The sequence below is a fragment of the Herbaspirillum huttiense genome, assembly GCF_004367745.1.
In the GTDB taxonomy this organism is placed as follows: domain Bacteria; phylum Pseudomonadota; class Gammaproteobacteria; order Burkholderiales; family Burkholderiaceae_D; genus Herbaspirillum; species Herbaspirillum huttiense.
Map to the genome: position 1 here is coordinate 4,180,023 of NZ_CP037993.1, position 22,564 is coordinate 4,202,586.

The 22,564-nt window shown below is 63.3% G+C and carries 21 protein-coding genes; 1 reads left to right on the forward strand and 20 read right to left on the reverse strand.

The genetic code is table 11. The features are described from left to right. Nucleotides 1-71: 71 nt before the first annotated feature. Entirely contained in the window at nt 72-1,538 is a 1,467-nt protein-coding gene (locus E2K99_RS18685; RefSeq protein ID WP_134223172.1) for an NAD-dependent succinate-semialdehyde dehydrogenase, read from the reverse strand. 55 nt (nt 1,539-1,593) lie between these two features. Continuing rightward, nucleotides 1,594-2,550: an SMP-30/gluconolactonase/LRE family protein gene (locus E2K99_RS18690; RefSeq protein ID WP_134223173.1), complete on the reverse strand. Its 957-nt coding sequence runs from the start codon at nt 2,548-2,550 to the stop codon at nt 1,594-1,596. Between the two features lie 252 nt (nt 2,551-2,802). On the opposite strand from E2K99_RS18690, the gene E2K99_RS18695 reads away from it, so the two are divergent. Beyond that, a complete protein-coding gene (locus tag E2K99_RS18695; RefSeq protein WP_134223174.1) occupies nt 2,803-3,885 on the forward strand; it encodes a LacI family DNA-binding transcriptional regulator in 1,083 nt (360 codons plus the stop codon). A 40-nt stretch (nt 3,886-3,925) separates the two neighbouring features. On the opposite strand, the gene E2K99_RS18700 is transcribed toward E2K99_RS18695, so the two are convergent. The 18 genes from E2K99_RS18700 to aroA all read right to left on the reverse strand — a co-directional run bounded on the left by E2K99_RS18700 (nt 3,926) and on the right by aroA (nt 22,496). Next, nucleotides 3,926-4,777, reverse strand: a complete 852-nt coding sequence (locus E2K99_RS18700) for an ABC transporter permease (protein ID WP_039784186.1) — start codon at nt 4,775-4,777, stop codon at nt 3,926-3,928. A 36-nt stretch (nt 4,778-4,813) separates the two neighbouring features. Further along, the gene (locus tag E2K99_RS18705) at nt 4,814-5,623 is read right to left on the reverse strand and encodes an ABC transporter ATP-binding protein (protein ID WP_034332754.1); all 810 of its coding nucleotides are present in this window, start codon (nt 5,621-5,623) and stop codon (nt 4,814-4,816) included. A gap of 142 nt (nt 5,624-5,765) precedes the next feature. After that, nucleotides 5,766-6,803: an ABC transporter substrate-binding protein gene (locus E2K99_RS18710; protein ID WP_134223175.1), complete on the reverse strand. Its 1,038-nt coding sequence runs from the start codon at nt 6,801-6,803 to the stop codon at nt 5,766-5,768. Between the two features lie 92 nt (nt 6,804-6,895). After that, on the reverse strand, nt 6,896-8,143 hold the full coding sequence (locus E2K99_RS18715; protein WP_134223176.1) for a CaiB/BaiF CoA transferase family protein: 1,248 nt from the start codon (nt 8,141-8,143) through the stop codon (nt 6,896-6,898). 352 nt (nt 8,144-8,495) lie between these two features. Continuing rightward, on the reverse strand, nt 8,496-9,092 hold the full coding sequence (gene recR, locus E2K99_RS18720; protein ID WP_034332758.1) for a recombination mediator RecR: 597 nt from the start codon (nt 9,090-9,092) through the stop codon (nt 8,496-8,498). Next, the gene (locus E2K99_RS18725; RefSeq protein WP_034332759.1) at nt 9,089-9,391 is read right to left on the reverse strand and encodes a YciI family protein; all 303 of its coding nucleotides are present in this window, start codon (nt 9,389-9,391) and stop codon (nt 9,089-9,091) included. Before E2K99_RS18725 ends, recR begins: the two co-directional genes overlap by 4 nt. Before the next feature lie 98 nt (nt 9,392-9,489). Next, complete coding sequence (locus E2K99_RS18730; protein ID WP_008331542.1) at nt 9,490-9,816, reverse strand: YbaB/EbfC family nucleoid-associated protein; 327 nt, start codon at nt 9,814-9,816, stop codon at nt 9,490-9,492. Between the two features lie 85 nt (nt 9,817-9,901). Further along, nucleotides 9,902-12,097 carry a DNA polymerase III subunit gamma/tau gene (locus E2K99_RS18735; RefSeq protein ID WP_134223177.1) on the reverse strand — a complete coding sequence of 732 codons (2,196 nt, stop codon included), beginning with the start codon at nt 12,095-12,097 and terminating at the stop codon, nt 9,902-9,904. A 96-nt stretch (nt 12,098-12,193) separates the two neighbouring features. After that, nucleotides 12,194-13,165 (reverse strand): GGDEF domain-containing protein, encoded by a 972-nt coding sequence (locus E2K99_RS18740; protein WP_039784189.1) that lies wholly within the window; start codon nt 13,163-13,165, stop codon nt 12,194-12,196. Nucleotides 13,166-13,360: 195 nt separating this feature from the next. After that, nucleotides 13,361-13,780, reverse strand: a complete 420-nt coding sequence (locus E2K99_RS18745) for a ComEA family DNA-binding protein (protein WP_134223178.1) — start codon at nt 13,778-13,780, stop codon at nt 13,361-13,363. 134 nt (nt 13,781-13,914) lie between these two features. Then, nucleotides 13,915-14,850, reverse strand: a complete 936-nt coding sequence (gene rfaE1 / locus E2K99_RS18750) for a D-glycero-beta-D-manno-heptose-7-phosphate kinase (RefSeq protein WP_134223179.1) — start codon at nt 14,848-14,850, stop codon at nt 13,915-13,917. Nucleotides 14,851-14,886: 36 nt separating this feature from the next. Continuing rightward, nucleotides 14,887-16,266, reverse strand: coding sequence for a UDP-glucose dehydrogenase family protein (locus E2K99_RS18755; RefSeq protein ID WP_134223180.1), 1,380 nt, complete (start codon nt 16,264-16,266; stop codon nt 14,887-14,889). A 36-nt stretch (nt 16,267-16,302) separates the two neighbouring features. Further along, complete coding sequence (lapB, locus tag E2K99_RS18760) at nt 16,303-17,478, reverse strand: lipopolysaccharide assembly protein LapB (protein ID WP_034332765.1); 1,176 nt, start codon at nt 17,476-17,478, stop codon at nt 16,303-16,305. A gap of 16 nt (nt 17,479-17,494) precedes the next feature. Beyond that, the gene (locus tag E2K99_RS18765; RefSeq protein WP_034332766.1) at nt 17,495-17,821 is read right to left on the reverse strand and encodes a LapA family protein; all 327 of its coding nucleotides are present in this window, start codon (nt 17,819-17,821) and stop codon (nt 17,495-17,497) included. Nucleotides 17,822-18,186: 365 nt separating this feature from the next. After that, entirely contained in the window at nt 18,187-18,492 is a 306-nt protein-coding gene (locus E2K99_RS18770) for an integration host factor subunit beta (RefSeq protein ID WP_006462119.1), read from the reverse strand. 13 nt (nt 18,493-18,505) lie between these two features. Next, on the reverse strand, nt 18,506-20,221 hold the full coding sequence (gene rpsA / locus E2K99_RS18775; protein ID WP_008331552.1) for a 30S ribosomal protein S1: 1,716 nt from the start codon (nt 20,219-20,221) through the stop codon (nt 18,506-18,508). Nucleotides 20,222-20,437: 216 nt separating this feature from the next. Next, nucleotides 20,438-21,106: a (d)CMP kinase gene (gene cmk / locus E2K99_RS18780; RefSeq protein ID WP_034332767.1), complete on the reverse strand. Its 669-nt coding sequence runs from the start codon at nt 21,104-21,106 to the stop codon at nt 20,438-20,440. Nucleotides 21,107-21,164: 58 nt separating this feature from the next. Beyond that, nucleotides 21,165-22,496 carry a 3-phosphoshikimate 1-carboxyvinyltransferase gene (gene aroA, locus E2K99_RS25965; protein ID WP_240733757.1) on the reverse strand — a complete coding sequence of 444 codons (1,332 nt, stop codon included), beginning with the start codon at nt 22,494-22,496 and terminating at the stop codon, nt 21,165-21,167. Nucleotides 22,497-22,564: the final 68 nt, after the last annotated feature.

Consider the following 22,564-nt stretch of genomic DNA (forward strand, 5'->3'; position numbering starts at 1 on the left):
GTAGTTTCTTCATTCTTTCTTCGGGCCGTCTCGACGGACTGGCCCTGTCGTCATGCTGCAAGGGCTGGCATTCAGGCCACCTGCAGGCAGAGGTATTTCAGTTCCAGATACTCCTCGATTCCGTACTTCGATCCTTCGCGACCCAGGCCCGACTGCTTGACGCCACCGAACGGTGCCTCCGCCGTGGAGATGAGACCGGTGTTGACGCCCACCATGCCGAACTCCAGCGCCTCGGCGACGCGCCAGACTCGGGCCATGTCGCGGGTGTAGACATAACTGGCCAGGCCATATTCGGTATCGTTGGCGTGGCCGATGACTTCCTCTTCGCTTTCGAAGCGCAGCACGGGTGCCACCGGTCCGAATATCTCTTCGCGTGCCACGCGCATGGACGGCTTCACGCCGGTCAGCACGGTGGGCGCGAAGTAGCGCGCCTGTTCATCGCCGTCCAGTACCACCGGGGTGCCGCCGCAGACGATGCGCGCGCCCTGGCTGCGCGCGTCCTCCACCAGTTCGCTGATCTTCTCCAGCGCGCGGGCATCGATGAGCGGCCCGATCTGGGTACGCGGTGCGCGGCCATCGCCCAGCACCAGCTTGCTGGCACGGCTGGCCAGGCGCTCGACGAAGGCATCGTAGAGACCGGACTGCACGTACATGCGATTGCTGCATACACAGGTCTGGCCGCCATTGCGGTACTTGGAAATCATGGCGCCCTCGATCGCCGCGTCCAGATCGGCGTCGTCGAAAACGATGAAGGGTGCATTGCCGCCCAGCTCCAGCGACAGCTTCTGGATGTGACCGGCCCCCTGCGCCATCAAGCGCGCACCGACAGCGGTCGATCCAGTGAAGGACAGCTTGCGCACCACCGGGTTGCCGGTCAGCTCGGCACCGATGGCTTCGGGATGGCCGGTCACCACATTGAGCACACCCGGCGGAATGCCGGCGCGCTCGGCCAGTGCCACCATGGCAAGCGCCGAATACGGTGTCTGGCTGGCCGGCCGGATCACCATGGTGCATCCCGCAGCCAGTGCCGGCGCGGCCTTGCGGGTGATCATCGCTGCCGGGAAATTCCACGGCGTGATGGCTGCGCATACGCCAACAGGCTGGCGCAGCGTGAGCAGACGACGGTCATTGGAGGGACTGGCGAGGACATCGCCGTTGATACGGCGCGCCTCTTCGGCAAACCATTCGATGAAGCTGGCGGCAAAGGCGATCTCGCCACTGGCCTCGGACAGCGGCTTGCCCTGCTCGGCGGTCATCAGCAAAGCCAGGTCTTCCTGGTTTTCGATCAGCAGCGCATGCCAGCGGCGCAGCAGCGTGGCGCGTTCCTTGGCGGTACGCGCGCGCCAGCCGGGCAAGGCCGCTTCCGCAGCCTGCACGGCGGCGCGGGTCTCGGCCGTCCCCATGGCCGGCACCGTGCCCAGGATCAGGCCGGTGGCCGGATCCGTGACGGCGATGGTCGTGCCATCCATGGCATCCTGCCAGTGGCCGCCAATGGGGCATTGCATCCGGAACAGGTCGGGATCGTGGAGCGAAAGCATGTGATGAAGATCCTTGGAGAGTGAAAGTGGTTCGATACTGGAGGACGTTGCCGGCTCACCCGCGCCAGCGCGGCTCGATGCAGCCGGGCACGTCGGTACGCATGGCAAACAAGCCGCCTGCCAGCGGCTGCTGCGCCAACTCTTCGCCGGGCCGACCGGCACGGGCGCTGGTGATGAAGAGCGTACGCAGGTCGGCACCGCCAAAGGCGCACATGGTGGGGCACTGCACGGGCAAGGGATAGCGCGCCACGACGCTGCCGTCAGGGGCAAATCGCACAAGTCGACCGCCTTCGTAGAAGGCGCTCCAGTAATGTCCTTCGGCATCGACCGCAGCGCCATCGGGGCGGCCCCGGTCCGTGGCCGTGGGAGTGATGGTGGCCCAGACCTGGCGCGGCCCGCAGTCACCGGTGATCGGATCATAGCTGCGCCGCCAGATGACGAAATTGGGGGTGTCGGAATGGTACATCCAGCGTCCGTCGGGGCTGAAGGCCAATCCGTTGGAAGTGAGCAGGCCATCGGCCAGGACCTCCAGAGCGCCGGAGGGGCGCAGGCGATAGAGGTGGGCACGCGCGCCGGACTTCGGTTCGTCGATGGTGCCGGCGAGGAAGCGCCCGGCCGGATCACAGCGACCGTCATTGAAGCGACTGCCGGTCTGATCTTCAGGATTGACGGCCAGTTGCTGCTGCATCTGCCCTGCTCCGTCCAGTTCCCACAGACCTGAGCGCAGCCCGGCGATGTAGCCGCCGTGCTCACCCAGCGATACGCAGCCAATCGCTTCCGGCAGAGTGACGTAGCTGTCCTCGCCGGTGGCGGGATCATAGCGGTGCAGTCGCTGCTTCAGGATATCCACCCAGACCAGATGCTGACGCTGCTCATCCCAGCGCGGGTATTCGCCCAGCACGGCGGCGGCAGGCAGGACGCAGACCGGCTCGAAAGCGGGCACGCCCTCAAGCAGCACCTGCAGCGGGCGCGGTACAGCGGGGACGGCTGCGGCAGCGAGTGAATTCAACATCCTGTGTCCTGCATGAAAGTGAGGGGAATGAGCACAGAAACACGCTTTCGCAGCGCTGCGAAATAATAGCGCTGCGAAATTGTTCTTGTCAATTGGAATTGGCACCGGCATGCGGGTAGCGGAAATCGGCCAAGGGAACTCCCCGCCCCCCCCGTGGAGAGTGGCCGGACAAGCAGCGCATGACTGGGGGACCTGCTGCGTCTAAAATGGCCGCTTGATGCACTGTTGCGGCCCGGCCGCCCTCACCGTCCCATGTCCCAGAACAACAAGACCGCCGCGCGCAGCCGACGCGGCACCAATCGCGTCACGATGGAAGATGTCGCCGCGCGCGCCAAGGTCTCGGCCAGTTCGGTCTCGCTGTACCTGCGCAATCCCGAGGCTGTCTCGCCGCGCCTGTCGCCGCGCATCAAGCGCGCCATCGACACCCTGGGCTATGTGCCCAACAAGCTGGCCGGCAGCCTGGCGGCGGCGCGCACGCGGGCGATCGGCGTGATCGTGCCCTCGCTGGGCAACGCCTTCTTCACCGAGACGGTGGCGGCCTTGCAAAAGGAATTTGATCGCCACGACTACCAACTGCTGCTGGGTGCGACCGAATACGACCTGGAGCGTGAAACCGAGCTGGTGCGTACTTTCCTCTCCTGGTCGCCAACGGCGCTGGTGGTAACCGGATGTCATCACAATGAAGCCACGCGCACCTTGCTGCGCATGGCCGACACCCCCGTGGCGGAAATGTGGGAGATCGGCGAAGAGCCGTTTCATTTGCAGGTCGGTTTTTCCCACGTGGCGGTGGGCGAAGTGATGGCGGCGCACCTGCATCAGCAGGGTGCCACCCGTATCGCCTTCGTGGGGGCGCGCATGGACGCCGACCGGCGCGCCGGTCAACGGCGCGATGGATTTTGCCAGGCACTGGCACGGCATGGCATCAAACCGTTGGTGATCGATACCGGCAATGATGTGTCACCTGCTGCCGGCGGCCTCGCGCTACGCCAGGCCCTCAAGCAGCAACCCGGCCTGCAGGCGGTGGCCTGCGCCAACGATGTATTGGCCCTGGGGGTACTGTTCGAGGCACAGCACCGGGGACTGGCAGTGCCGCGACAACTGGCCGTCACCGGTTTCGGCAACCTGCCGTATTCGCAGGTTTGCGTCCCCCCGCTGACCACGGTACAACCGCATGCAGCGGAAATCGGTCTGCGCGTGGCGCAAGAACTGCTGGCGCAACTTCAGCGCGACGAAGCGCCAGAACAGGAAGAGGATAGTGACGATGGCGCCACCAAGGTGGTCGATGTCGGTTTCGAACTGATCCTGCGCCAGAGTTCGAGCCATCGCTTCAAATGAAACAGGCCGGCAGATGCCGGCCTGTTTCAATCAATGCTCATCAGAGCTTTTCGGTCTCCCCGCTCTTGGGCTGCCATTTCATGAGCCGTTTCTCGATCACCCCCACGGCCAGGTCCAGCACCAGCGCAAAGATGGTCAGCACGACGATGCCGGCAAAGACGGTGTTGATGTCGAAGCTGCCCTCGGCCTGCAGGATCAGGTAGCCCACGCCACGCGCCGAGCCCAGGTATTCACCGACCACCGCACCGACGAAGGCCAGGCCGATGGACGTGTGCAGACTGGAAAACACCCATGAAGTGGCCGAGGGCAGGTAGACCGTGCGCAGCAGCTGACGTGCATTGGCCCCCAGCATGCGGGCATTGGCCAGTACCACCGGGCTGACTTCCTTGACGCCCTGGTAGACGTTGAAGAAGACGATGAAGAACACCAGCGTCACCGCCAGCGCCACCTTGGACCAGATGCCCAGGCCGAACCACATCGCGAAGATCGGCGCCAGGATCACGCGCGGCATGGAGTTGGCGGCCTTCACATAGGGATCGAGGATAGCCGAAGCGGTCGGCGAGAGTGCCAGCCACAGGCCGATGGCCAGGCCGAAGACGGTGCCGATGATGAAGGCCAGCACGGTTTCGGTCAGCGTGATCAACAGGTGTGAATAGATTTCTGCCGGGAAGCTGAGCGTGAAGAAGGTGGTGTCGCCCATGCCCACTTCCAGCGAGCCACTGCCGACGGTGAACCATTCCCAGATGCGCTGCGCCACCTTCAGCGGTTCGCCGAAGAAGAAGGCGGTCTGCGGATTGCGCGTGGCCACGTGCCAGACCAGCAGCACGATGGCCAACACCATCAACTGCCAGAAACGGATGTTCTTGTGATTCGGTTTAAATAATTTCCACATGATGCAGATTCTCTTCCCTGATCTTTTCGGTACGGCTTACGCTGCGCGCTTCTGTTGTTGATAGCCCTTGAGCACTTCATCGCGCAGCACATCCCAGATCTGCTGGTGCAGTTCGACGAAACGCGGATGCATGCGGATCTCGGCGACGTCGCGCGGGCGCGGCAGGTCGATCCTGAATTCACCGATGGGATGCGTGCCGGGGCCGGCCGCCAATACGATCACGCGGTCGGACATGGCGATGGCTTCATCCAGATCGTGGGTGATGAAGAGGACGGCTTTCTTCTTGGCGTTCCACAGGTCCAGCACTTCGTTTTCCATCAGCTGGCGGGTCTGGATATCGAGCGCGGAGAAGGGTTCGTCCATGAGGATGATGTCCGGGTCCAGGATCAGCGTCTGCGCCAGCGCCACGCGCTTGCGCATGCCGCCGGAGAGCTGGTGCGGATAGCGGTCGCCGAAGCCTTGCAGGCCCACGCGCGCCAGCCATTGTTCGCCCAGTTCTTGTGCCGCCTTTTCCTCATGGCCGCGATACTGCAGGCCGGCGATTACGTTCTGCAGCGCGCTGCGCCAGGGCATCAGCGCCTCGGCCTGGAACATGTAGCCGGCGCGGCGGTTGATGCCCTTGAGTTCCTCACCGAATACCTTGACGCTGCCCGAGGACGGCTGCAGCAATCCGGCCCCGACATTGAGCAAGGTGGACTTGCCGCAGCCGGTGGGGCCGACCACGGAAACGAATTCACCCGGCGCAATCGAGAGGTCGGTATTGGCCACGGCGGTGTAGCGCTGGGAACGGTCGTCCTTGGAGACGAAGGTGCAGGTGATGTTGTCGAACTGGAGTGCTGGCGTCATGGTGGTACGGGCGGTTGCGGCCCGGTTGGAGGAGACGAAAGAACTTGAAAGGAAGCTCAGCGCTCCCGGCCCAAGATGCGCAAATGCCCGTTGCCGGGCATTTGCGGTGCGTTCGCACGGGCCGGGAGCGCCGGGCCTGTGCTTACTTGTACTTGGCGTTGGCCTTCTGCACGAAGGAATTGGTGAAGGTCTTGGACAGATCGATCTGCTTGTCCGCCAGCGAGGGCTCGAAGGCCTTCAGCGTGCGCAGCGCGGTATCCGGACCGCCCGGCGGGAAGTAGCCGTCCGGCGAAATGGCCTGGCGCACCTTCATGAAGGCATCGATGTAGAGCGAACGGTCGCCCAGCAGATAGCTTTCCGGGACGGCCTTGATGATGTCGGAAGGACCGGCCTTCTGGATCCACTTCAGCGCGCGCACCATGGCATTGGTCAGGGCTTGCGTGGTGTTGGGATACTTCTGCACGAAGGCCGCTGGCGCATACAGGGTCGCCGCCGGCATCGGGCCGCCGAAGACATCATTGGTATCCTTCAGGGTGCGGGTATCGGCGATGGTCTTGATCTCGTTGTTCTGCTCCAGCATGGAGATGACCGGATCGAGGTTGGCGATCGCATCGATCTGGCCCGAGCGGATCGCCGAGATGGCACCGGCTGCCGCCCCCACGCCGATGAAGGAAACGTCGGTGGGCTTCAGGCCCGCCTTGGCCAGCACGTAGCTGGCCATGATGCTGGTCGAGGAGCCCGGTGCGGTCACGCCGATCTTCTTGCCCTTGAGGTCGGCCACGGTCTTGTAGTTGGGCATGGTCTTGTTGTTGACCGCCAGCACGATCTGCGGGGCCCGGCCCTGCAGCACGAAGGCGACGATGGGTTGGTTCTTGGCCTGCATGTTGATGGTGTGTTCAAAAGCGCCCGAGACCACGTCGGCGCTGCCGCCCACCATGGCCTGCAGCGCCTTGGCACCGCCGGCGAAGTCGGAGATCTCGACCTGCAGGCCTTCATCCTTGAAATAGCCAAGCTGCTCGGCAATGGTCAGCGGCAGGTAGTAGAACAGGTTCTTGCCACCCACGGCGATGGAGACCTTGGGTTTTTCCAGCGCCTGCGCGCCGGCGCTGCCGTTGAATGAAAAATAGCCGGCCAGGAACAGGCCAGCGGCGATCAGCAATTGCTTCCAGCTCAATTTCATTGTGTCTCCTCCGTGTGTGGATGGGGGGTGCTGCTTGTTGTCCAGCTTGCTGCAGGCGACCCCGTGCCGGTGCCTGCCTTTGTCATGCTGCTTCAGACCACGCCTGCGTCCCGCAGCTTCTTGATGTGGGCCTCATCATACCCCAGCGATTGCAGGATTTCATCGCTGTGGGCACCCAGCTCCGGGCCCAGCCATCGGGTCTGGCCGGGCGTCTCCGACAACTTGGGCGTGATGCCCGGCAGCTTGACCGGCGTGCCATCGGCGAACTGGTGCTGCTCGAACATGTCGCGCGCCAGGAATTGGGCGTCGTTCATCATGTCCTTGACGGAGTAGATCTTGCCGACCGGGACGTCAGCTGCCTGCAACGTGGCCAGGGCCGAATCGATGGTCTGCGTGCTGCACCAGTGCTGGATCGCGGCATCGATTTCTTCGGTGCGCGGCACGCGGCCATCGTTGCGTGCCAGGCCCGGATCATTGGCCATGTCGTCGCGGCCGATGGCACTCATCAGACGTTTGAAGATGGCATCGCCATTGCCGGCGATGACGATGTTCATGCCTTCGCCGGTGGTGTAGGTGTTGGAGGGGACGATGCCGGGCAGCGCGCCGCCGGTGCGTTCACGCACCACGCCGGCGAAATCGAACTCGGGCACCATCGATTCCATCATGTTGAAGACCGCTTCGTACAAGGCCACGTCGACCATCTGGCCCTGCCCTGCCACGCAGTCCGCACCGGACTTGCCGTTCCAGCGGCCACCGCTGACATCGCGATGGCGCAGCGCCATCATGGCCCCGATCACACCGTGCAGCGCGGCGATGGAATCGCCGATGGAAATGCCGATGCGTACCGGCGGCCGGTCCGGATGGCCGGAAACGTAGCGGATCCCGCCCATCGATTCGCCGATGGCACCGAAGCCCGGCAGGTCGCGCAGCGGGCCGGTCTGGCCGTAGCCGGACAGGCGCACCATGATGGTGGCGGGATTGAGTTGCTTCAGGTCCTCATAGCCGAGCTTCCATTTCTCGAGCACGCCGGGGCGGTAGTTCTCGATGATGACATCGGCGTCCAGCGCGAGCTGGCGGGCGATCTCCTGGGCGCGCTCATCCTTCATGTTCAGGGTGATGCTCTTCTTGTTGCGCGCCTGGACCGACCACCACAGCGAAGTGCCGTCCTTGAGCACGCGCCAGTGACGCAGGGGGTCGCCATCACCGGGCGCTTCGATCTTGATGACCTCGGCACCGAACTCGGCCAGCATGCGCGAACAGAAAGGACCCGCAATCAGCGTGCCCAGTTCAAGAACCTTGATGCCGGCCAGCGGGCCGGGCTTGGATGTGGCTGTGCTCATCGTGCTTGCACCGGATGCCTGGCAGGCGCGGCCTGCGCGGGCGCTCCGGTGTTCTCCTCTTGGTCGATGCTGCGGACCGGGCTCTTGTGGGGTATTGGCCAGTGTCCTGGAATGCGATGGATTCGGGTGATGCTGCGCGGCGGGCGAAGAGCAGTGCGCGGTATGTGGGTAGGTCACCCCCTTGCGGCTCCTGGCCTGACGTCGTACGTGCACGCCGGCAAGCCCACATTCTATTGCAGCATGCGCGCGATGTCGCGCATTTTGACCTGCATCGGCGACGTCATGCCTGCAAGTTTTTCATCTGAAAACGATCTCGTCCGCGTTTCGTACGGATCTTGCGGTCGCCTCGGGTTCAGGTCGAACGGCGATCCAGCATGGCGCGGGCGATGGTGCCGGCGTCCACGTATTCCAGTTCGCCCCCGACCGGTACGCCGCGCGCCAGGCGGCTCACCTTCAGGCCGCGGGCCTTGAGCGTTTCGCTGATGTAGTGGGCGGTGGCTTCGCCTTCGTTGGTGAAGTTGGTGGCCAGCACCACTTCGCTGACTACGCCATCGGTGGCACGGGTGATGAGTTTTTCGAGATGGATGTCGCGCGGGCCGATGCCGTCCAGCGGCGAGAGCCGGCCCATGAGCACGAAATAGAGGCCTTTGAAGGTCAGGGTCTGCTCGATCATGACCTGGTCCGAGGGCGACTCCACCACGCACAGCTGGGTGTGATCGCGCTGGCTGTCCTGGCAGGTCTCGCAGACGACCTGCTCGGTGAAGGTATTGCACAGGGCGCAGTGACGGATGGTCTCCAGCGCCTTGGTGAGCGACTGGCTCAGGCCGGCGGCGGCGTCGCGGTCGTGCTGCAGCAGATGGAAAGCCATGCGCTGCGCGGTCTTGGGGCCGATGCCGGGCAGCCGGCGCAGCGATTCGGTCAGGAGGGTGAGACTGGAGGGCGTTTTCAATTGCGGTCTACGGAATAGCGGAAGGCTTCGAGTGCCTCGGCCGTCATGGAGGGGACGAATTCGATGATCTCGTATTCGGCCACGCCGCCGATGAAGAAGGGATCGGATTCCATGATGGCTTCGATCTCGGCACGGTCGGCACAGTCGGCAATGATGATGCCGCCGGTACGCGGCACCTTGCGGCCGGACATCAGGAATACGCCTTCGGCATATTGCTGGTTGAGGAATTTCTTGTGCGCGGTCAGCAAGGAATCGATTTCGCTTGCCGGCTTGGTGTACGTGATCGAGACGATGAACATGGTGCCTCCACTAAGCAATCCTGCTTTCCATCAGAATCAGACTGTCCTGCGCGATGCTGCCTGCGCCCGGCGGTCGCAACCACCGGGCCGGCGCAGCATCAGAACGGCATCTTGAAGCCCGGGGGCAGCGGCATGCCGGCGGTCACGCCGGACATCTTTTCCTGGGCGGTGGCTTCGGCCTTGCGGACGGCGTCGTTGAAGGCAGCGGCGACCAGGTCTTCCAGCATGTCCTTGTCGTCCGCCAGCAGCGACGGGTCGATGGAGACGCGCTTGACGTCGTTTTTACAGGTCATCACCACCTTCACCAGGCCGGCACCGGACTGGCCCTCGACTTCGATGCTGGCCAGCTGTTCCTGGGCCTTCTTCATGTTGTCCTGCATGGCCTGTGCTTGCTTCATCAGACCTGCCAGTTGACCTTTCATCATGCTCATTGCTCCTTGTTTCAATTCACGGAATTCTATCGCGTTTGGCTCGGCGGCCGGCAATCTCGCCAGCAGCGCCGTGCACGTCTCACAACGCCTGGATCGACCCCGGCACGATGGTGGCGCCGAACTCGCGCATCATGCTCATCACGAAGGGATCGCTCTTCATCTTCTGTTCGGCCTTGCGCTGGCGCTCGGCCCGTTCGGCCTCGGCCACCGCGTTGGCGGTATCGGAGACGGCACCGATCTCGGTCTCGACGCGGATTTCCTTGCCGAAACGCTCGGACAGGGCGGCGATCAGTTTTTCGATACTGCCCGAGGAGCGCAAGGTTTCCAGCGGGATACGCAGATGGAAGCACACATTGCCCCCATTGAGCGCTTCACAGCGTACCAGTTCACTCTGGAATGCCATCTGGTGCGCCACGCCGCGCAGCGTGGTGAGGCTGGCAGCCAGCGTCGGCCAGTGGCCATCCCAGCCCAGTTCGGCGGCGATGCGCGCGGTTTCCTGCTGCTGTGCGGGCGTGGCGGCCGGGCGCTGGGGCGCGGGGGGGTCTGCGGAGGCCGGTGCCGCAGGAGCTGGGGCAGCGGCGGGAGCAGCCTGCATGCGTTGCTCCGCGAACTCCGACATGGGGGCGGACGGCGGCATGGCGGAGGCACCGGTGTCATCTTCCCAGGGCGGGATGGAATCGAACGGCGGCGGTTCCGGCATGTCCGGCGGCATGGCGGAGGCGGCACGGACAGCCTTGGGAGCCGGTGCCGCTGCGGCAACTGGAGCGGCGGCCGGCGCGCTGGCCATCGGCGCAGCTGCTGCCGGGACCGCTGAGGGTGCCGGGGCTGGCGTAGCCGCTGCAGGTCGGGCAGCGCCCTTGCCGCCCTTACCACCACGCAAGGCCATCAGTGCAGCTTCACGGGCGGATGTCGGGGCTGCGGGGGCTGCGGGGGCTGCAGGTGCCGCAGGCATCGGTGCTGCTGGTGCGGGCGCCGCTGCTGCCATCGGGCTTGGGGCAGGCGCTGACGCCGGTGCGGCCGGCGCAGCAGCGGATACAGCGGCCGGTTGCGCGCGGCTGACCGGCGCACTGGTCACGGCCGCCTGCGGCGCCAGCAACGGGGCAGCCTGGCGCGGCGTGGCCGGACGAGCACCACCCGGCGCGGGCGCTGCCGGTATCGGACCGCTCGCGCTGGCACTGACCGGGCGGAAGGCCAGCATGCGCAGGAGCGTCATGCTGAAACCTGCATATTCATCGGGGGCCAGGCCCAGTTCATTGCGGCCGTGGACAGCGATCTGGTAGAACAACTGCACATGTTCCGGACTGAACTGAGCGGACAGGCGCAGGATATCTTCACGATTGGGCAGGTCATCGGCCAGCGCCGCCGGCACTGCCTGTGCCAGTGCAATCTGGTGCAGCAGCGTGCCCAGGTCCTGCAGGGCGGCGTTGTACGACAGGCTGCGGGCGGCCATGTCATCGGCCACACCCAGCAAGGCGGCACCATCCTGCACCGCCAGCGCATCGAGGATGCGAATCAGGTAGGACTGGTCCAGCGCACCCAGCATGCCCTGCACCGCTTCCAGGGTGACCTTGCCGGCGGCGTAGGCGATGGCCTGGTCGGTCAGCGACAGCGCATCGCGCATGGAACCCGAGGCCCCTTGCGCAAGCAGGCGCAGCGCGGGCGGATCGAATTCGATGCCTTCCTGGTTCAGGATGTTGTCGAGGTGGCCGATGATGTGGCCGGGCGGCATCTGCTTGAGGTTGAACTGCAGGCAGCGCGACAGCACGGTCACGGGAATCTTTTGCGGATCGGTGGTGGCCAGGATGAACTTGATGTGCTCCGGCGGCTCTTCCAGCGTCTTCAACATGGCGTTGAAGGCGTGGTTGGTGAGCATGTGCACTTCGTCGATCATGTAGACCTTGAAGCGTGCATTCGACGGTGCATAGATGGCCTGCTCCAGCAGCTGCGCCATCTCGTCCACGCCACGGTTGGAGGCCGCATCCATTTCGATGTAGTCGACGAAGCGGCCGGCATCGATCGCCACACAGGCTTCGCACACGCCGCAGGGTGCAGCGGTGATGCCGCCGGTGCCATCAGGGCCGACGCAGTTGAGCGACTTGGCGAGGATGCGCGAGAGCGTGGTCTTGCCCACGCCGCGGGTCCCGGTGAAGAGATAGGCGTGGTGCAGCCGCTGCTGTTCGAGCGCGTGCGTCAGCGCGCGCACGACGTGTTCCTGGCCGACCAGGGTGTCGAAGCTGCGGGGACGGTATTTACGGGCGAGAACTTGATAGGACATGGAGTGGCTGCTGTGGGCTTTTTGGCTCAGGGGGGCATTTTAAGCTATTTCGCCGCCGCCAACGCCTTTGCCTGCATCCACTGCGCTGCCGTTCCTTCAAGCCGGGGCGCTGCGCGCCTTCTTGCGCTGATACATGGCGTGGTCAGCGCTGCCCATCAGGTCTGACAAATCGGCATGGCTGGCCGCATCGTACTGGGCGACGCCGACGCAGTAATCCAGCTGGTACTCGCGCCCACCGTTCTGGTTGAAGGCCTGTACGGCCTTCTGCAGATGCGACAGGACCACCGGCACATCGGTCTCGGCGGTATTGGTCAGGAACACCGCGAATTCATCCCCGCCCAAACGACCGACGACATCGGACTCGCGCAAGGTCGTCAACAGCAGGCCGGCAAAATCGGCCAGCGCCAGGTCGCCGGCGGCATGGCCGAAGCGATCGTTGATCTGCTTGAAGTGATTGAGGTCAAATCCCAGCATGCAGGCCGGGCGGCCGGTGCGCTTGCTGGTGGCCATGGCGTGCCGCGCCAGCGCCTCGAAGCCGCGCCGGTTGGAGACACCGGTCAGGTCGTCGATGGTGGCCAGTTTCACCGCGGCCAGCTCCTGTTCGACCATGGCAGCCAGATCCTTGAGCAGGGCCTGTTCATCCGCATCGAAGGCGCGCGGCTTGAGATCGACCAGGCACAAGGTACCCAGAGTGAAGCCACTTTCACTCTTGATGGGACAGCCCGCGTAGAAACGAATGAAGGGTTCGCCGGTGACCTGTGGATTTTCGGCAAAACGCTCATCCAGCCGGGCATCGGGCACGATGGTCATGCCTTCATGCAGGATGGCATGAGCGCAGAAAGAAATGTCGCGCGAAGTTTCCGAGGCGTCGCCCATGCCCACGCAGGATTTGAACCACTGCCGATTGACGTCGATCATGGTCACCACCGCCATCGGCACGTCGAACAGTCGCCGCGCCAGGCGCGTCAGCCGGTCGAATCGCTCTTCGCGGGGCGTATCGAGGATGCGCAGCGAATGCAGGGCGTCGATACGGGCGGCTTCATTGGCGGGTAGCTCGGCGATTCTCATGGTCATCAGCGCAGAATGGACGTTGTTGCCGACGTTAACGACAGGCTTCGGACGACTTTAACCCCAAATTTTTGCAGAAACAAGAAATAGTTGTTCACAATTGCATATACCAATATGAATCGTGAGAACCGACTTTCGTTGACGCTTGCACCGCCGGAAACGACAGGCTCCCCAACTCCCTGGCCTGCCTCTGCATCACTTGCCGCCGGCCTTGTCCTGGGCCTTGTCAGCGCCCTTCTCTGCCGGCTTGTCGTCGCTCTTGCCGGACTTGGCTGCGCCCTCCTTGCCCTTGTTCTCAGCGCGTGAGGCTTTGCCTTCCTTGGCGGCCGGCGCAGCGGCTCCCGCCTTGGCCTGGCCGTTGACGGTCAGGCCATTGGCGGACAACTTCACGGCCGCCTTGTCCTTGATGCCCTTGACGCGCTTCTCCAGATCGGCCCAGTCCTTGAAGGCACCGCCCTTCTGGCGCTCTTCCAGGATGCGTTTGGACATTGCGGGTCCGATGCCGCGCACCCCATCCAGGGCGGCCTGGTCGGCCTTGTTGACGTCCACCTCGGCCCAGGCCAGGGCGGTGGCGGCGAAGAAGCTGAGGATGAACAGCAGGGTTTTCTTCAACATGATGTGTCCTTTCGACTTTCAACGTTCGGTTGGAGGAAAAAACAAAGGGCAGTCCATCGGAAGATGGACTGCCCTTGCTCAACGAAAACCGAACCCGCCTGTTGACCGAAATTCCGCTAGAAACAGTCGTCAAATCAGACCGCCAGCAACTCCTCGCGCGTGACGGTGGCGGTGCCCAGCTTGCCGACCACGATGCCGCCGGCCCGGTTGGCCATGGTCACCGCATCGACCAGCGAGGCCCCTGCACCCAGCATCACGGCCAACGTACCGATGACGGTATCGCCGGCACCGGAGACGTCAAAGACTTCACGCGCCATGGTGGGGAAGTGCGTGACCTCGCCGTCGCGGTAGAGACTCATGCCTTCTTCCGAGCGGGTCAGCAGCAGCGCTTCCAGGTTGAGTTCGGCACGCAGCTTCTGGGCGCGCGCGGTGAGGTCTTCCTCGTTCTTCCACTGGCCGACGATGCGCACCAGTTCCGACTTGTTGGGCGTGAGCACGGAGGCCCCGGCATAGCGCGCGAAATCGTCGCCCTTGGGATCGACCAGGATACGCTTGCCGAGCTTGCTGGCCGTCGCGATCATCTCGGCCACGTTGACCAGGCCGCCCTTGGCGTAATCGGAAAAGATGATCACATCGTAATCAGCCACCAGTGAATTGAATTGCGTGAGCTTGTCGCGCAACACCGTATCGGTAGGCGCTTCTTCAAAATCGATGCGCACCAGCTGCTGCTGGCGGCCGATCACGCGCAGCTTGACGATGGTGGAAATGCCAGGATCGCGGTTGAGATGGCTGCGAATGCCCATCTCGCCCAGCATGCTCTCCATCACGCGCGCCGGTTCATCGTCGCCGGTCACGCCCAGCAGCGCCGTCTGCGCACCCAGGCTGGCGGTATTGCGGGCCACGTTGGCGGCACCGCCCAGGCGCTCTTCCTTGCGCTCCACGCGCACCACCGGTACCGGGGCTTCCGGCGAGATGCGATTGACTTCGCCGAACCAGTAGCGGTCCAGCATGACGTCGCCCACGATGAGGATGCGGGCGGAATCCCAGGCTGCCGCGATGTTCTTGTCCACGATCTTGTCCGTCTTCAGGTTCAGGGGCGCGGCAGCTTACTGCGCGCGGGCTTGCAGGGAACGGCCAATGCCGTAGTACTCGATGCCGCTGTCGGCCATCAGCTGCGGATCGAACAGGTTGCGGCCGTCGAAGATCACCGGATGGTTCAGCGCCGCCTTGACGCGTTCCAGATCGGGGCTGCGGAAAGCCTTCCATTCGGTAACGATGGCCAGTGCATCCGCACCCTGCAGGGTATCCATCGGCGAAGCCGCAAAGCGGATCTGCTGCAGACGATCGGACTCGTCGGCGAAGTCCAGTTCCAGCACGCGTGCAGCTTCCTTCATGGCGACCGGATCATAGACCGCCACGCTGGCGCCACGGCGCACCAATTCGCCGATCAGCACGCGCGAAGAGGCCTCGCGCATGTCGTCGGTATTGGGCTTGAAGGCCAGGCCCCAGATGGCGAAATGCTTGCCGGAGAGGTCTTCGCCGAAGCGCGTCACGACCTTCTTGCCCAGCACGTGTTTCTGCAGGTCGTTGACCTGCTCCACGGCCCGCAGGATCAGCAGCGACTGGTCATAGTCACGCGCGGTGCGTTCCAGCGCCTGCACATCCTTGGGGAAGCAGGAGCCGCCATAGCCGCAGCCGGCGTACAGGAAGCTGTGGCCGATGCGCGGATCGGAGCCGATGCCGTGGCGCACGGATTCGATGTCGGCACCGACGCGATCGGCCAGATTGGCCAGTTCGTTCATGAAGGAAATGCGCGTGGCCAGCATGGCATTGGCCGCATACTTGGTGAACTCGGCCGAGCGCACGTCCATCCAGTAGGTGCGTTCGTGATTGCGGTTGAAGGGTGCGTAGAGCTTCTTCATGAGGGCCTGCGCGCGCAGGCCTTCGGCGGTCTGGTCATGGCCGATGACGATGCGGTCAGGACGCATGAAGTCTTCGACGGCCGCGCCTTCCTTCAGGAATTCCGGATTGGAGACCACCGAGAAGCTCAGTTCAGTCTTGCCACGCCCGGCCAGCTCCTCCCTGATTGCTGCCGTGACGCGGTCGGCAGTTCCGACCGGCACGGTGGACTTGTCGACCACGACCTTGAAACCTTCCATATGGCGGCCGATGTTGCGGGCCGCCGCCAGCACGTATTGCAGGTCGGCCGAGCCATCTTCATCCGGCGGCGTACCGACGGCGATGAACTGGATGTCACCATGGGCCACGCTGGCTGCCACATCGGTAGAGAAGTGCAGACGACCGGCAGCGCGGTTGCGGGCCACCACTTCTTCCAGGCCGGGTTCGTGGATGGGAATGCCGCCGTTGTTGAGGATGTCGACCTTGCGCTGGTCAACGTCCAGGCAGAACACGTCGTTACCCAGTTCGGCCAGGCAGGCTCCGGTCACCAGGCCTACGTAGCCGGTGCCGATGATGGTGATTTTCATGGTAGATCCAGAGTTCAAGTACGGCCCGCGAGGGCCTCAATTCATGACATTCAATTCTTCAGTACGGCGCGGCGGGTAAGTCTCCCACTGGCTGCAGCCCGGGCATTGCCAGTAGAACTGGCGCGCCTTGAAGCCGCAGTGGCTGCACTGATAGCGCGCCAGCTTCTGCGTATAGCCGTGCACGAGGGTCTTGACCACGGCCAGCTCGGGACGCACGGTCTGGGGCGCGCTCATCATGCGCGCTTCCAGGAACTTGTCCAGGCCCAGCAGCGTCGGCGTACGGCGCAGTTCGTCGCTCACCAGCACGTTGGCGGCATCGATGCCGTCGGCGTCCAGCACGGCCTTGAAGACCACTTCCAGCAGATCGATCGACGGGGCTTCCGCCAGGTAGGCGCGCAGCAGGTTGATGCCCTCCTGCGGGCGACCGACGGCGATGTAGCCATCCATCAGGCGCTGCGCCACCAGGGCGGTGTGCGGCACACTCTGGTGCTCGACCCGACGCCAGGTTTCCAGCGCGCCTTCGATGTCGCCGCGCGCGCGCAGCGCATCGCCGATCAGCATGGTGGCGCGTACGCTCTTGCGGTCGGCGGCCAGGGCCTTGTCCAGCAGGGCCATGGCAGCATCGGTGTTGGTACGCACCAGTTCATCGGCGGCCAGTTCGCAGTAGAACTGGGCAATCTCGCGCTGGCGGCCACCGGCACCCGTGGCTTGCAGGATTTCGGCGGCGGAGATGGCGCGCTCCCATTCCTTCTCGCGCTGGTAGATCTCCAGCAGGGCGCGGCCGGCCTGGGCGCTGTAGGGGGTGTCGATGAGCTTGTTGAAGGTTTCTTCAGCGCGGTCCAGCAAGCCCGCCTTCAGGTAATCCTGACCCAGTTCATAGAGCGCATGGCCCTGGTGCTCGGCTGGCAGGTCGGGACGCGCCAGCAGGTTCTGGTGCACGCGGATGGCGCGCTCGGTCTCGCCGCGGCGGCGGAACAGGTTGCCCAGGGCGAAGTGCAGTTCCACCGTCTCGGGGTCCAGCTTGACGATCTCGATGAAGGCGTCGATGGCCTTGTCGGGCTGCTCGTTCAGGAGGAAGTTGAGCCCCTTGAAGTAGCCGCGCGGCAGGGTGCGCGACTCGGACAGCAACTGGTTGATATCCACCCGCGCGGCAATCCACCCCAGGCCGAAGAAGACCGGGATGCCGAGCAACCACCAAAATTCAAATTCCATAAACAGTGAGGGGCAATTAGAGGATGTGCTGCGCGGTGATCACGCTGTCAGGTTGCGGCGGCTGGGCCTGCACCTGGGCGATCTCTTCCTGCTGCTTCTGGACTTGCGACAGGGCTTTCCTGTAACGCGAGGCTTCGCGGCGGTGGCGCATCACCAGCGGCACCATGGCCAGCACGCCCAGGATCGCGCCGATCACGAAGAAGGCCAGCAGTACCAGTACCAGCGGGTCGGTGCGTTCATAACCGAGGAAGAAATGCATGGTCACTTCCTGGGTATTGCGCAGGGCGAAGAAAAAGAAGAACACGAACAGGATGGCCGCGATCAATCGGGACAGTATTTTCATGGCGTAATCCTTTCTGGCGGGTCGTGGTTAGCCCGGAGGCCCGAAGGCCAAGCTCGCCGGCAAGCGATGCGCAACACCGTGACAATAAAGGCGATGCGCCAGGGCGGTGCCGGTCCGCGGCATTATTGCGCTGGCCGGAAAAATCGCGTCGATTTCGCGCGCATTCCCGGTCAATCCAGGGTAAATCGGGATTGTACGTGAAAAAAAACGGCATCCAAAGATGCCGTTCATTTTGTTGATCTGCCTTTACACCCGTTCACCTCGCGGTGCGCGAGTGTGCAGCTTTCAACCATTGTTACTGCTCGCGGGCGCAGAAAACTTCATCTGCGCACCGCAAGAACTGCCTGGTCACAGGCCCAGCCGGGTCAATCCTCGCGGATTGGCTGGCCGACCATCGCATCGACGCGTTCGCGCAATTCCTTGCCCGGCTTGAAGTGGGGGACCCGTTTTTCAGGGACCATCACCTTGTCGCCGGACTTGGGATTGCGGCCGATACGCGGCGGACGGCGGTTGAGCGCGAAGCTGCCAAAGCCACGGATCTCGATGCGCTGGCCGGTCGCGAGCGCGTCGACCATGGCATCGAGGATGGTTTTGACCGCGTAATCCGCATCCTTGGCAACAAGTTGCGGATAACGCTCAGCCAGACGGGCGATCAGCTCCGACTTTGTCATCGTGACCGGAAGATCAGTTCTTGTTGTCGAGCTTGGCCTTCAGCAGCGCGCCCAGGCTGGTGGTGCCCGAAGCAGCGTTGGAGTCAGCCGACATCTTCTGCATGGCTTCCTGGGTCTCGGCGTTGTCCTTGGCCTTGATCGACAGCTGGATGCTGCGAGCCTTGCGGTCGATGTTGATGACCAGGGCTTCGACGGCGTCGCCAACCTTCAGGTGGGTACCGGCATCTTCCACGCGGTCGCGGGAGATTTCGGAAGCGCGCAGGTAGCCTTCGACTTCGTCGGTCAGCTGGATCACGGCGCCCTTGGGCTCAACCGACTTGACGGTACCGGTCACGATCGCACCCTTGTCGTTCAGGGCGGCGAAGTTGTTGAACGGGTCGCCTTCCAGTTGCTTCACGCCCAGGGAGACGCGCTCGCGTTCCACGTCGATGGCCAGCACAACGGCTTCCAGCTCGTCGCCCTTCTTGAACTTGCGCACGGCTTCTTCGCCAGCTTCGGTCCAGGACAGGTCGGACAAGTGCACCAGGCCGTCGATGTTGCCCGGCAGGCCGATGAACACGCCGAAGTCGGTGATCGACTTGATCGAACCCTTGACCTTGTCGCCCTTCTTGTGGCTCATGGCGAAGTCGTCCCACGGGTTCGGCTTGCACTGCTTCATGCCCAGGGAGATACGACGACGCTCTTCGTCGATTTCCAGAACCATGACTTCGACTTCGTCGCCCAGCTGGACAACCTTGTTCGGGGCCACGTTCTTGTTGGTCCAGTCCATTTCGGAGACGTGCACCAGGCCTTCGATGCCTTGTTCCACTTCCACGAATGCACCGTAGTCGGTCAGGTTGGTGACCTTGCCGAACAGGCGGGTGCCTTGCGGGTAGCGACGCGACAGGCCGGTCCACGGATCGTCGCCCAGTTGCTTGACGCCCAGGGAGACGCGGTTCTTCTCTTGATCGTACTTGAGGACCTTGGCGGTGATCTCTTGGCCAACCGACAGCACTTCCGACGGGTGACGCACGCGACGCCATGCCAGGTCGGTGATGTGCAGCAGGCCGTCGATGCCACCCAGGTCAACGAACGCACCGTAGTCGGTGATGTTCTTGACGATACCGGTGACGACGGTGCCTTCCTTCAGGGTTTCCATCAGCTTGGCGCGCTCTTCGCCCATCGAGGCTTCGATCACGGCACGGCGCGACAGAACGACGTTGTTGCGCTTGCGGTCCAGCTTGATGACCTTGAATTCCAGGGTCTTGCCTTCGAACGGGGTGGTGTCCTTGACCGGACGGGTGTCGACCAGCGAACCCGGCAGGAAGGCACGGATGCCGTTGGTCAGAACGGTCAGGCCGCCCTTGACCTTGCCATTGACGGTACCGGTGACGATCTCGCCGGACTCCATCGCCTTTTCCAGCGAGAGCCACGATGCCAGACGCTTGGCCTTGTCGCGCGACAGGATGGTGTCGCCGAAACCGTTTTCCAGGGATTCGATCGCAACGGAGATGAAGTCGCCGACGTTGACTTCGACTTCGCCGTTGTCGTTCTTGAATTCTTCAACAGGGATGAATGCTTCGGACTTCAGGCCGGCGTTGACGATCACGAAGTTGTGATCCAGGCGCACGACTTCTGCCGAGATGACTTCACCCGAACGCATGTCCTGACGCGACAGCGATTCTTCGAACAGAGCAGCAAATTCGCTGGAGGTATCAACACCTGCAGCGATAACGGTAGTGGTAGACATAAAAGAAAGTAAGAAAGATTGGCCGGTATCCGTGTGATGCAATCGGGCTGACTTGCACTGCCGTCTTCGTTGCCGCCGACGACATGGGTACTGGGTTAGGTTTATCAACACCCGTCAGACTTTGCATCTGCCGGGCACCAATGGCACTACGGGTACAACAAGGACTTGCCCATGATGGGTACTGAACGGGCCGTTTCAAGCGGATTGCAACGGATTTCAGTGCCCCAGGGCAGCGTACCAGCTGAGTACCTGCTGCACCGCTTCGTCAGCGGTCATGTCGGATGTATCCAGGTGATATGCACCCTCCGCAGCCTTCAAGGGGGCCGACGAGCGATTCATGTCGCGTTCGTCGCGTTCCTTCAAATCTCTGGAGAGGTCTTCGATATTAGCAGAAAAACCCTTGTCAATCAATTGCTTATAGCGTCTTGTGGCGCGTGCTTCCACACTGGCGGTCAAAAACACCTTCAGACGGGCACCGGGGAAGATGACGGTGCCCATGTCGCGGCCGTCGGCCACCAGGCCGGGAGGTTTCCTGAATGACAACTGCAGGCCGTACAAGGCCTGACGCACGGTGATCAGGGCCGCGATCTTGGAGGCGGTATTGCCGACCTCTTCGGCGCGGATGGCCTGGGTCACGTCTTCATTGGCCAGGAAGATGTGGCCGCCATCGAAATGACAGTGCAAGTGCTCGGCCGCCTTGGCCAGGGCATGTTCGTCATCCAGGGCCACGCCGCGCCGCAGCACGGACAGCGCCGTCAGGCGGTACAGCGCGCCCGAATCGAGGTAATGGAAACCCAGTTGCCGCGCCACCTTCTGCGCCACGGTGCCCTTGCCGGAGGCGGTCGGGCCATCGATGGTGATGACCGGTATCTTTGCTTTTTCCATGGCCTGAACCCTTTATCTGTGAATAATTTAGTGCTTTTACTTTCAGAGACAGGGTGTATCAGATCAAGGTTTGCTCGGCAATCTTTTTGAAAACGTCAAAATAATCGGGGAAGGTCTTGGCCACGCACTTGGGGTCGTTGATGCGAATACGGTTGCCGCGCCGCAATGCACCATCCAGCGCCGCCAGCGAGAAGCACATGGCCATGCGATGGTCGTCATAGGTATCGATGGCGGCCGTACCGATCTCGGCCGGGGGGATCACCGTGAGGTAATCAGCGCCCTCTTCCACCTGCGCACCCAGCTTGCGCAACTCGGTCGCCATGGCCGAGAGGCGATCGGTTTCCTTGACGCGCCAGCTGGCGATGTTGCGCAGGGTGCTGGGGCCGTCGGCGTAGAGCGCCGCCACGGCGATGGTCATCGCTGCATCCGGAATGTGGTTGAAGTCGGCATCGATGGCCTTGAGCGGGCCATTGGAGGAGGCCTCGATCCAGTTCTCGCCCATGGTGATGGTCGCGCCCATCTGCTCCAGCGCTTCGACGAAGCGCACGTCGCCCTGGATGCTGTCGCGGCCCACGCCCTCGACCCGGATCGGGCCACCGGTGATGGCACCGGCGGCCAGGAAGTAGGAGGCCGACGACGCATCGCCCTCGACGTGGATGCTGCCGGGGCTGCGGTAATGCTGGCCCGGCTTGACGGTGAACTGTTGCCAGCCCTCACGCTCGACCTCGACGCCGAAGCGGCGCATCAGGTTCAAGGTGATCTCGATGTAGGGCTTGGAGATGAGTTCACCGACCACCTCGATCTGCATGGCCTCCTCACGCGCCATCAGGGGCGCGGCCATCAGCAAGGCTGTCAGGAACTGGCTGGAGACGTTGCCGCGCACCTTCATGCGCGCCGATGTCAGCTGGCCCCGGCGGATATGCAACGGCGGGTAGCCAGGATTGCCGGTGTACTCGATGCGCATGCCAACCGCATTCAAGGCATCCACCAGGTCGCCAATCGGCCGCTCATGCATGCGCGGCACGCCATGCAACGTGTAGTCGCCGCCCAGTACGGCCAGGGCCGCCGTCAGCGGACGGATGGCGGTGCCGGCATTGCCCATGAAGAGATCAGCCTGGTGCACCGGCAGCACGCCGTTGACGCCATGGACGATGTAATCCTGGGTGCCTTCGATCTGCTCCCACTTCACGCCCAAGGTTTGCAGGGCCATGAGCATGACCAGCGTATCGTCGGAAGCCAGCAGGTCGAAGATGCGGGTGGTGCCGCCGGAGAGCGCCGCCAGCAGCAGGATGCGGTTGGAAATGCTCTTGGAGCCCGGCAGCTTGACCGTGCCTTGCACGTGCGGGACCGGGTTCAGGTCGATATGGCGGGGGTAGGAAGGCTGTTTCATCTGGCTTGCTTTTCTGTGGATGATGCGGTGGTGGAATCGGGCCGCCCAGGCGGCCTTGACGATGTGAC

Coding starts and splice junctions, on each gene's coding strand:
- E2K99_RS18685 (WP_134223172.1), bottom strand. CDS start 1,538: ATGCTTTCGCTCCACGATCCCGACCTGTTCCGGATGCAATGCCCCATT.
- E2K99_RS18690 (WP_134223173.1), bottom strand. CDS start 2,550: ATGTTGAATTCACTCGCTGCCGCAGCCGTCCCCGCTGTACCGCGCCCG.
- E2K99_RS18695 (WP_134223174.1), top strand. CDS start 2,803: ATGTCCCAGAACAACAAGACCGCCGCGCGCAGCCGACGCGGCACCAAT.
- E2K99_RS18700 (WP_039784186.1), bottom strand. CDS start 4,777: ATGTGGAAATTATTTAAACCGAATCACAAGAACATCCGTTTCTGGCAG.
- E2K99_RS18705 (WP_034332754.1), bottom strand. CDS start 5,623: ATGACGCCAGCACTCCAGTTCGACAACATCACCTGCACCTTCGTCTCC.
- E2K99_RS18710 (WP_134223175.1), bottom strand. CDS start 6,803: ATGAAATTGAGCTGGAAGCAATTGCTGATCGCCGCTGGCCTGTTCCTG.
- E2K99_RS18715 (WP_134223176.1), bottom strand. CDS start 8,143: ATGAGCACAGCCACATCCAAGCCCGGCCCGCTGGCCGGCATCAAGGTT.
- E2K99_RS18725 (WP_034332759.1), bottom strand. CDS start 9,391: ATGTTCATCGTCTCGATCACGTACACCAAGCCGGCAAGCGAAATCGAT.
- E2K99_RS18730 (WP_008331542.1), bottom strand. CDS start 9,816: ATGATGAAAGGTCAACTGGCAGGTCTGATGAAGCAAGCACAGGCCATG.
- E2K99_RS18735 (WP_134223177.1), bottom strand. CDS start 12,097: ATGTCCTATCAAGTTCTCGCCCGTAAATACCGTCCCCGCAGCTTCGAC.
- E2K99_RS18740 (WP_039784189.1), bottom strand. CDS start 13,165: ATGAGAATCGCCGAGCTACCCGCCAATGAAGCCGCCCGTATCGACGCC.
- E2K99_RS18745 (WP_134223178.1), bottom strand. CDS start 13,780: ATGTTGAAGAAAACCCTGCTGTTCATCCTCAGCTTCTTCGCCGCCACC.
- E2K99_RS18755 (WP_134223180.1), bottom strand. CDS start 16,266: ATGAAAATCACCATCATCGGCACCGGCTACGTAGGCCTGGTGACCGGA.
- lapB (WP_034332765.1), bottom strand. CDS start 17,478: ATGGAATTTGAATTTTGGTGGTTGCTCGGCATCCCGGTCTTCTTCGGC.
- E2K99_RS18765 (WP_034332766.1), bottom strand. CDS start 17,821: ATGAAAATACTGTCCCGATTGATCGCGGCCATCCTGTTCGTGTTCTTC.
- E2K99_RS18770 (WP_006462119.1), bottom strand. CDS start 18,492: ATGACAAAGTCGGAGCTGATCGCCCGTCTGGCTGAGCGTTATCCGCAA.
- rpsA (WP_008331552.1), bottom strand. CDS start 20,221: ATGTCTACCACTACCGTTATCGCTGCAGGTGTTGATACCTCCAGCGAA.
- cmk (WP_034332767.1), bottom strand. CDS start 21,106: ATGGAAAAAGCAAAGATACCGGTCATCACCATCGATGGCCCGACCGCC.
- aroA (WP_240733757.1), bottom strand. CDS start 22,496: ATGAAACAGCCTTCCTACCCCCGCCATATCGACCTGAACCCGGTCCCG.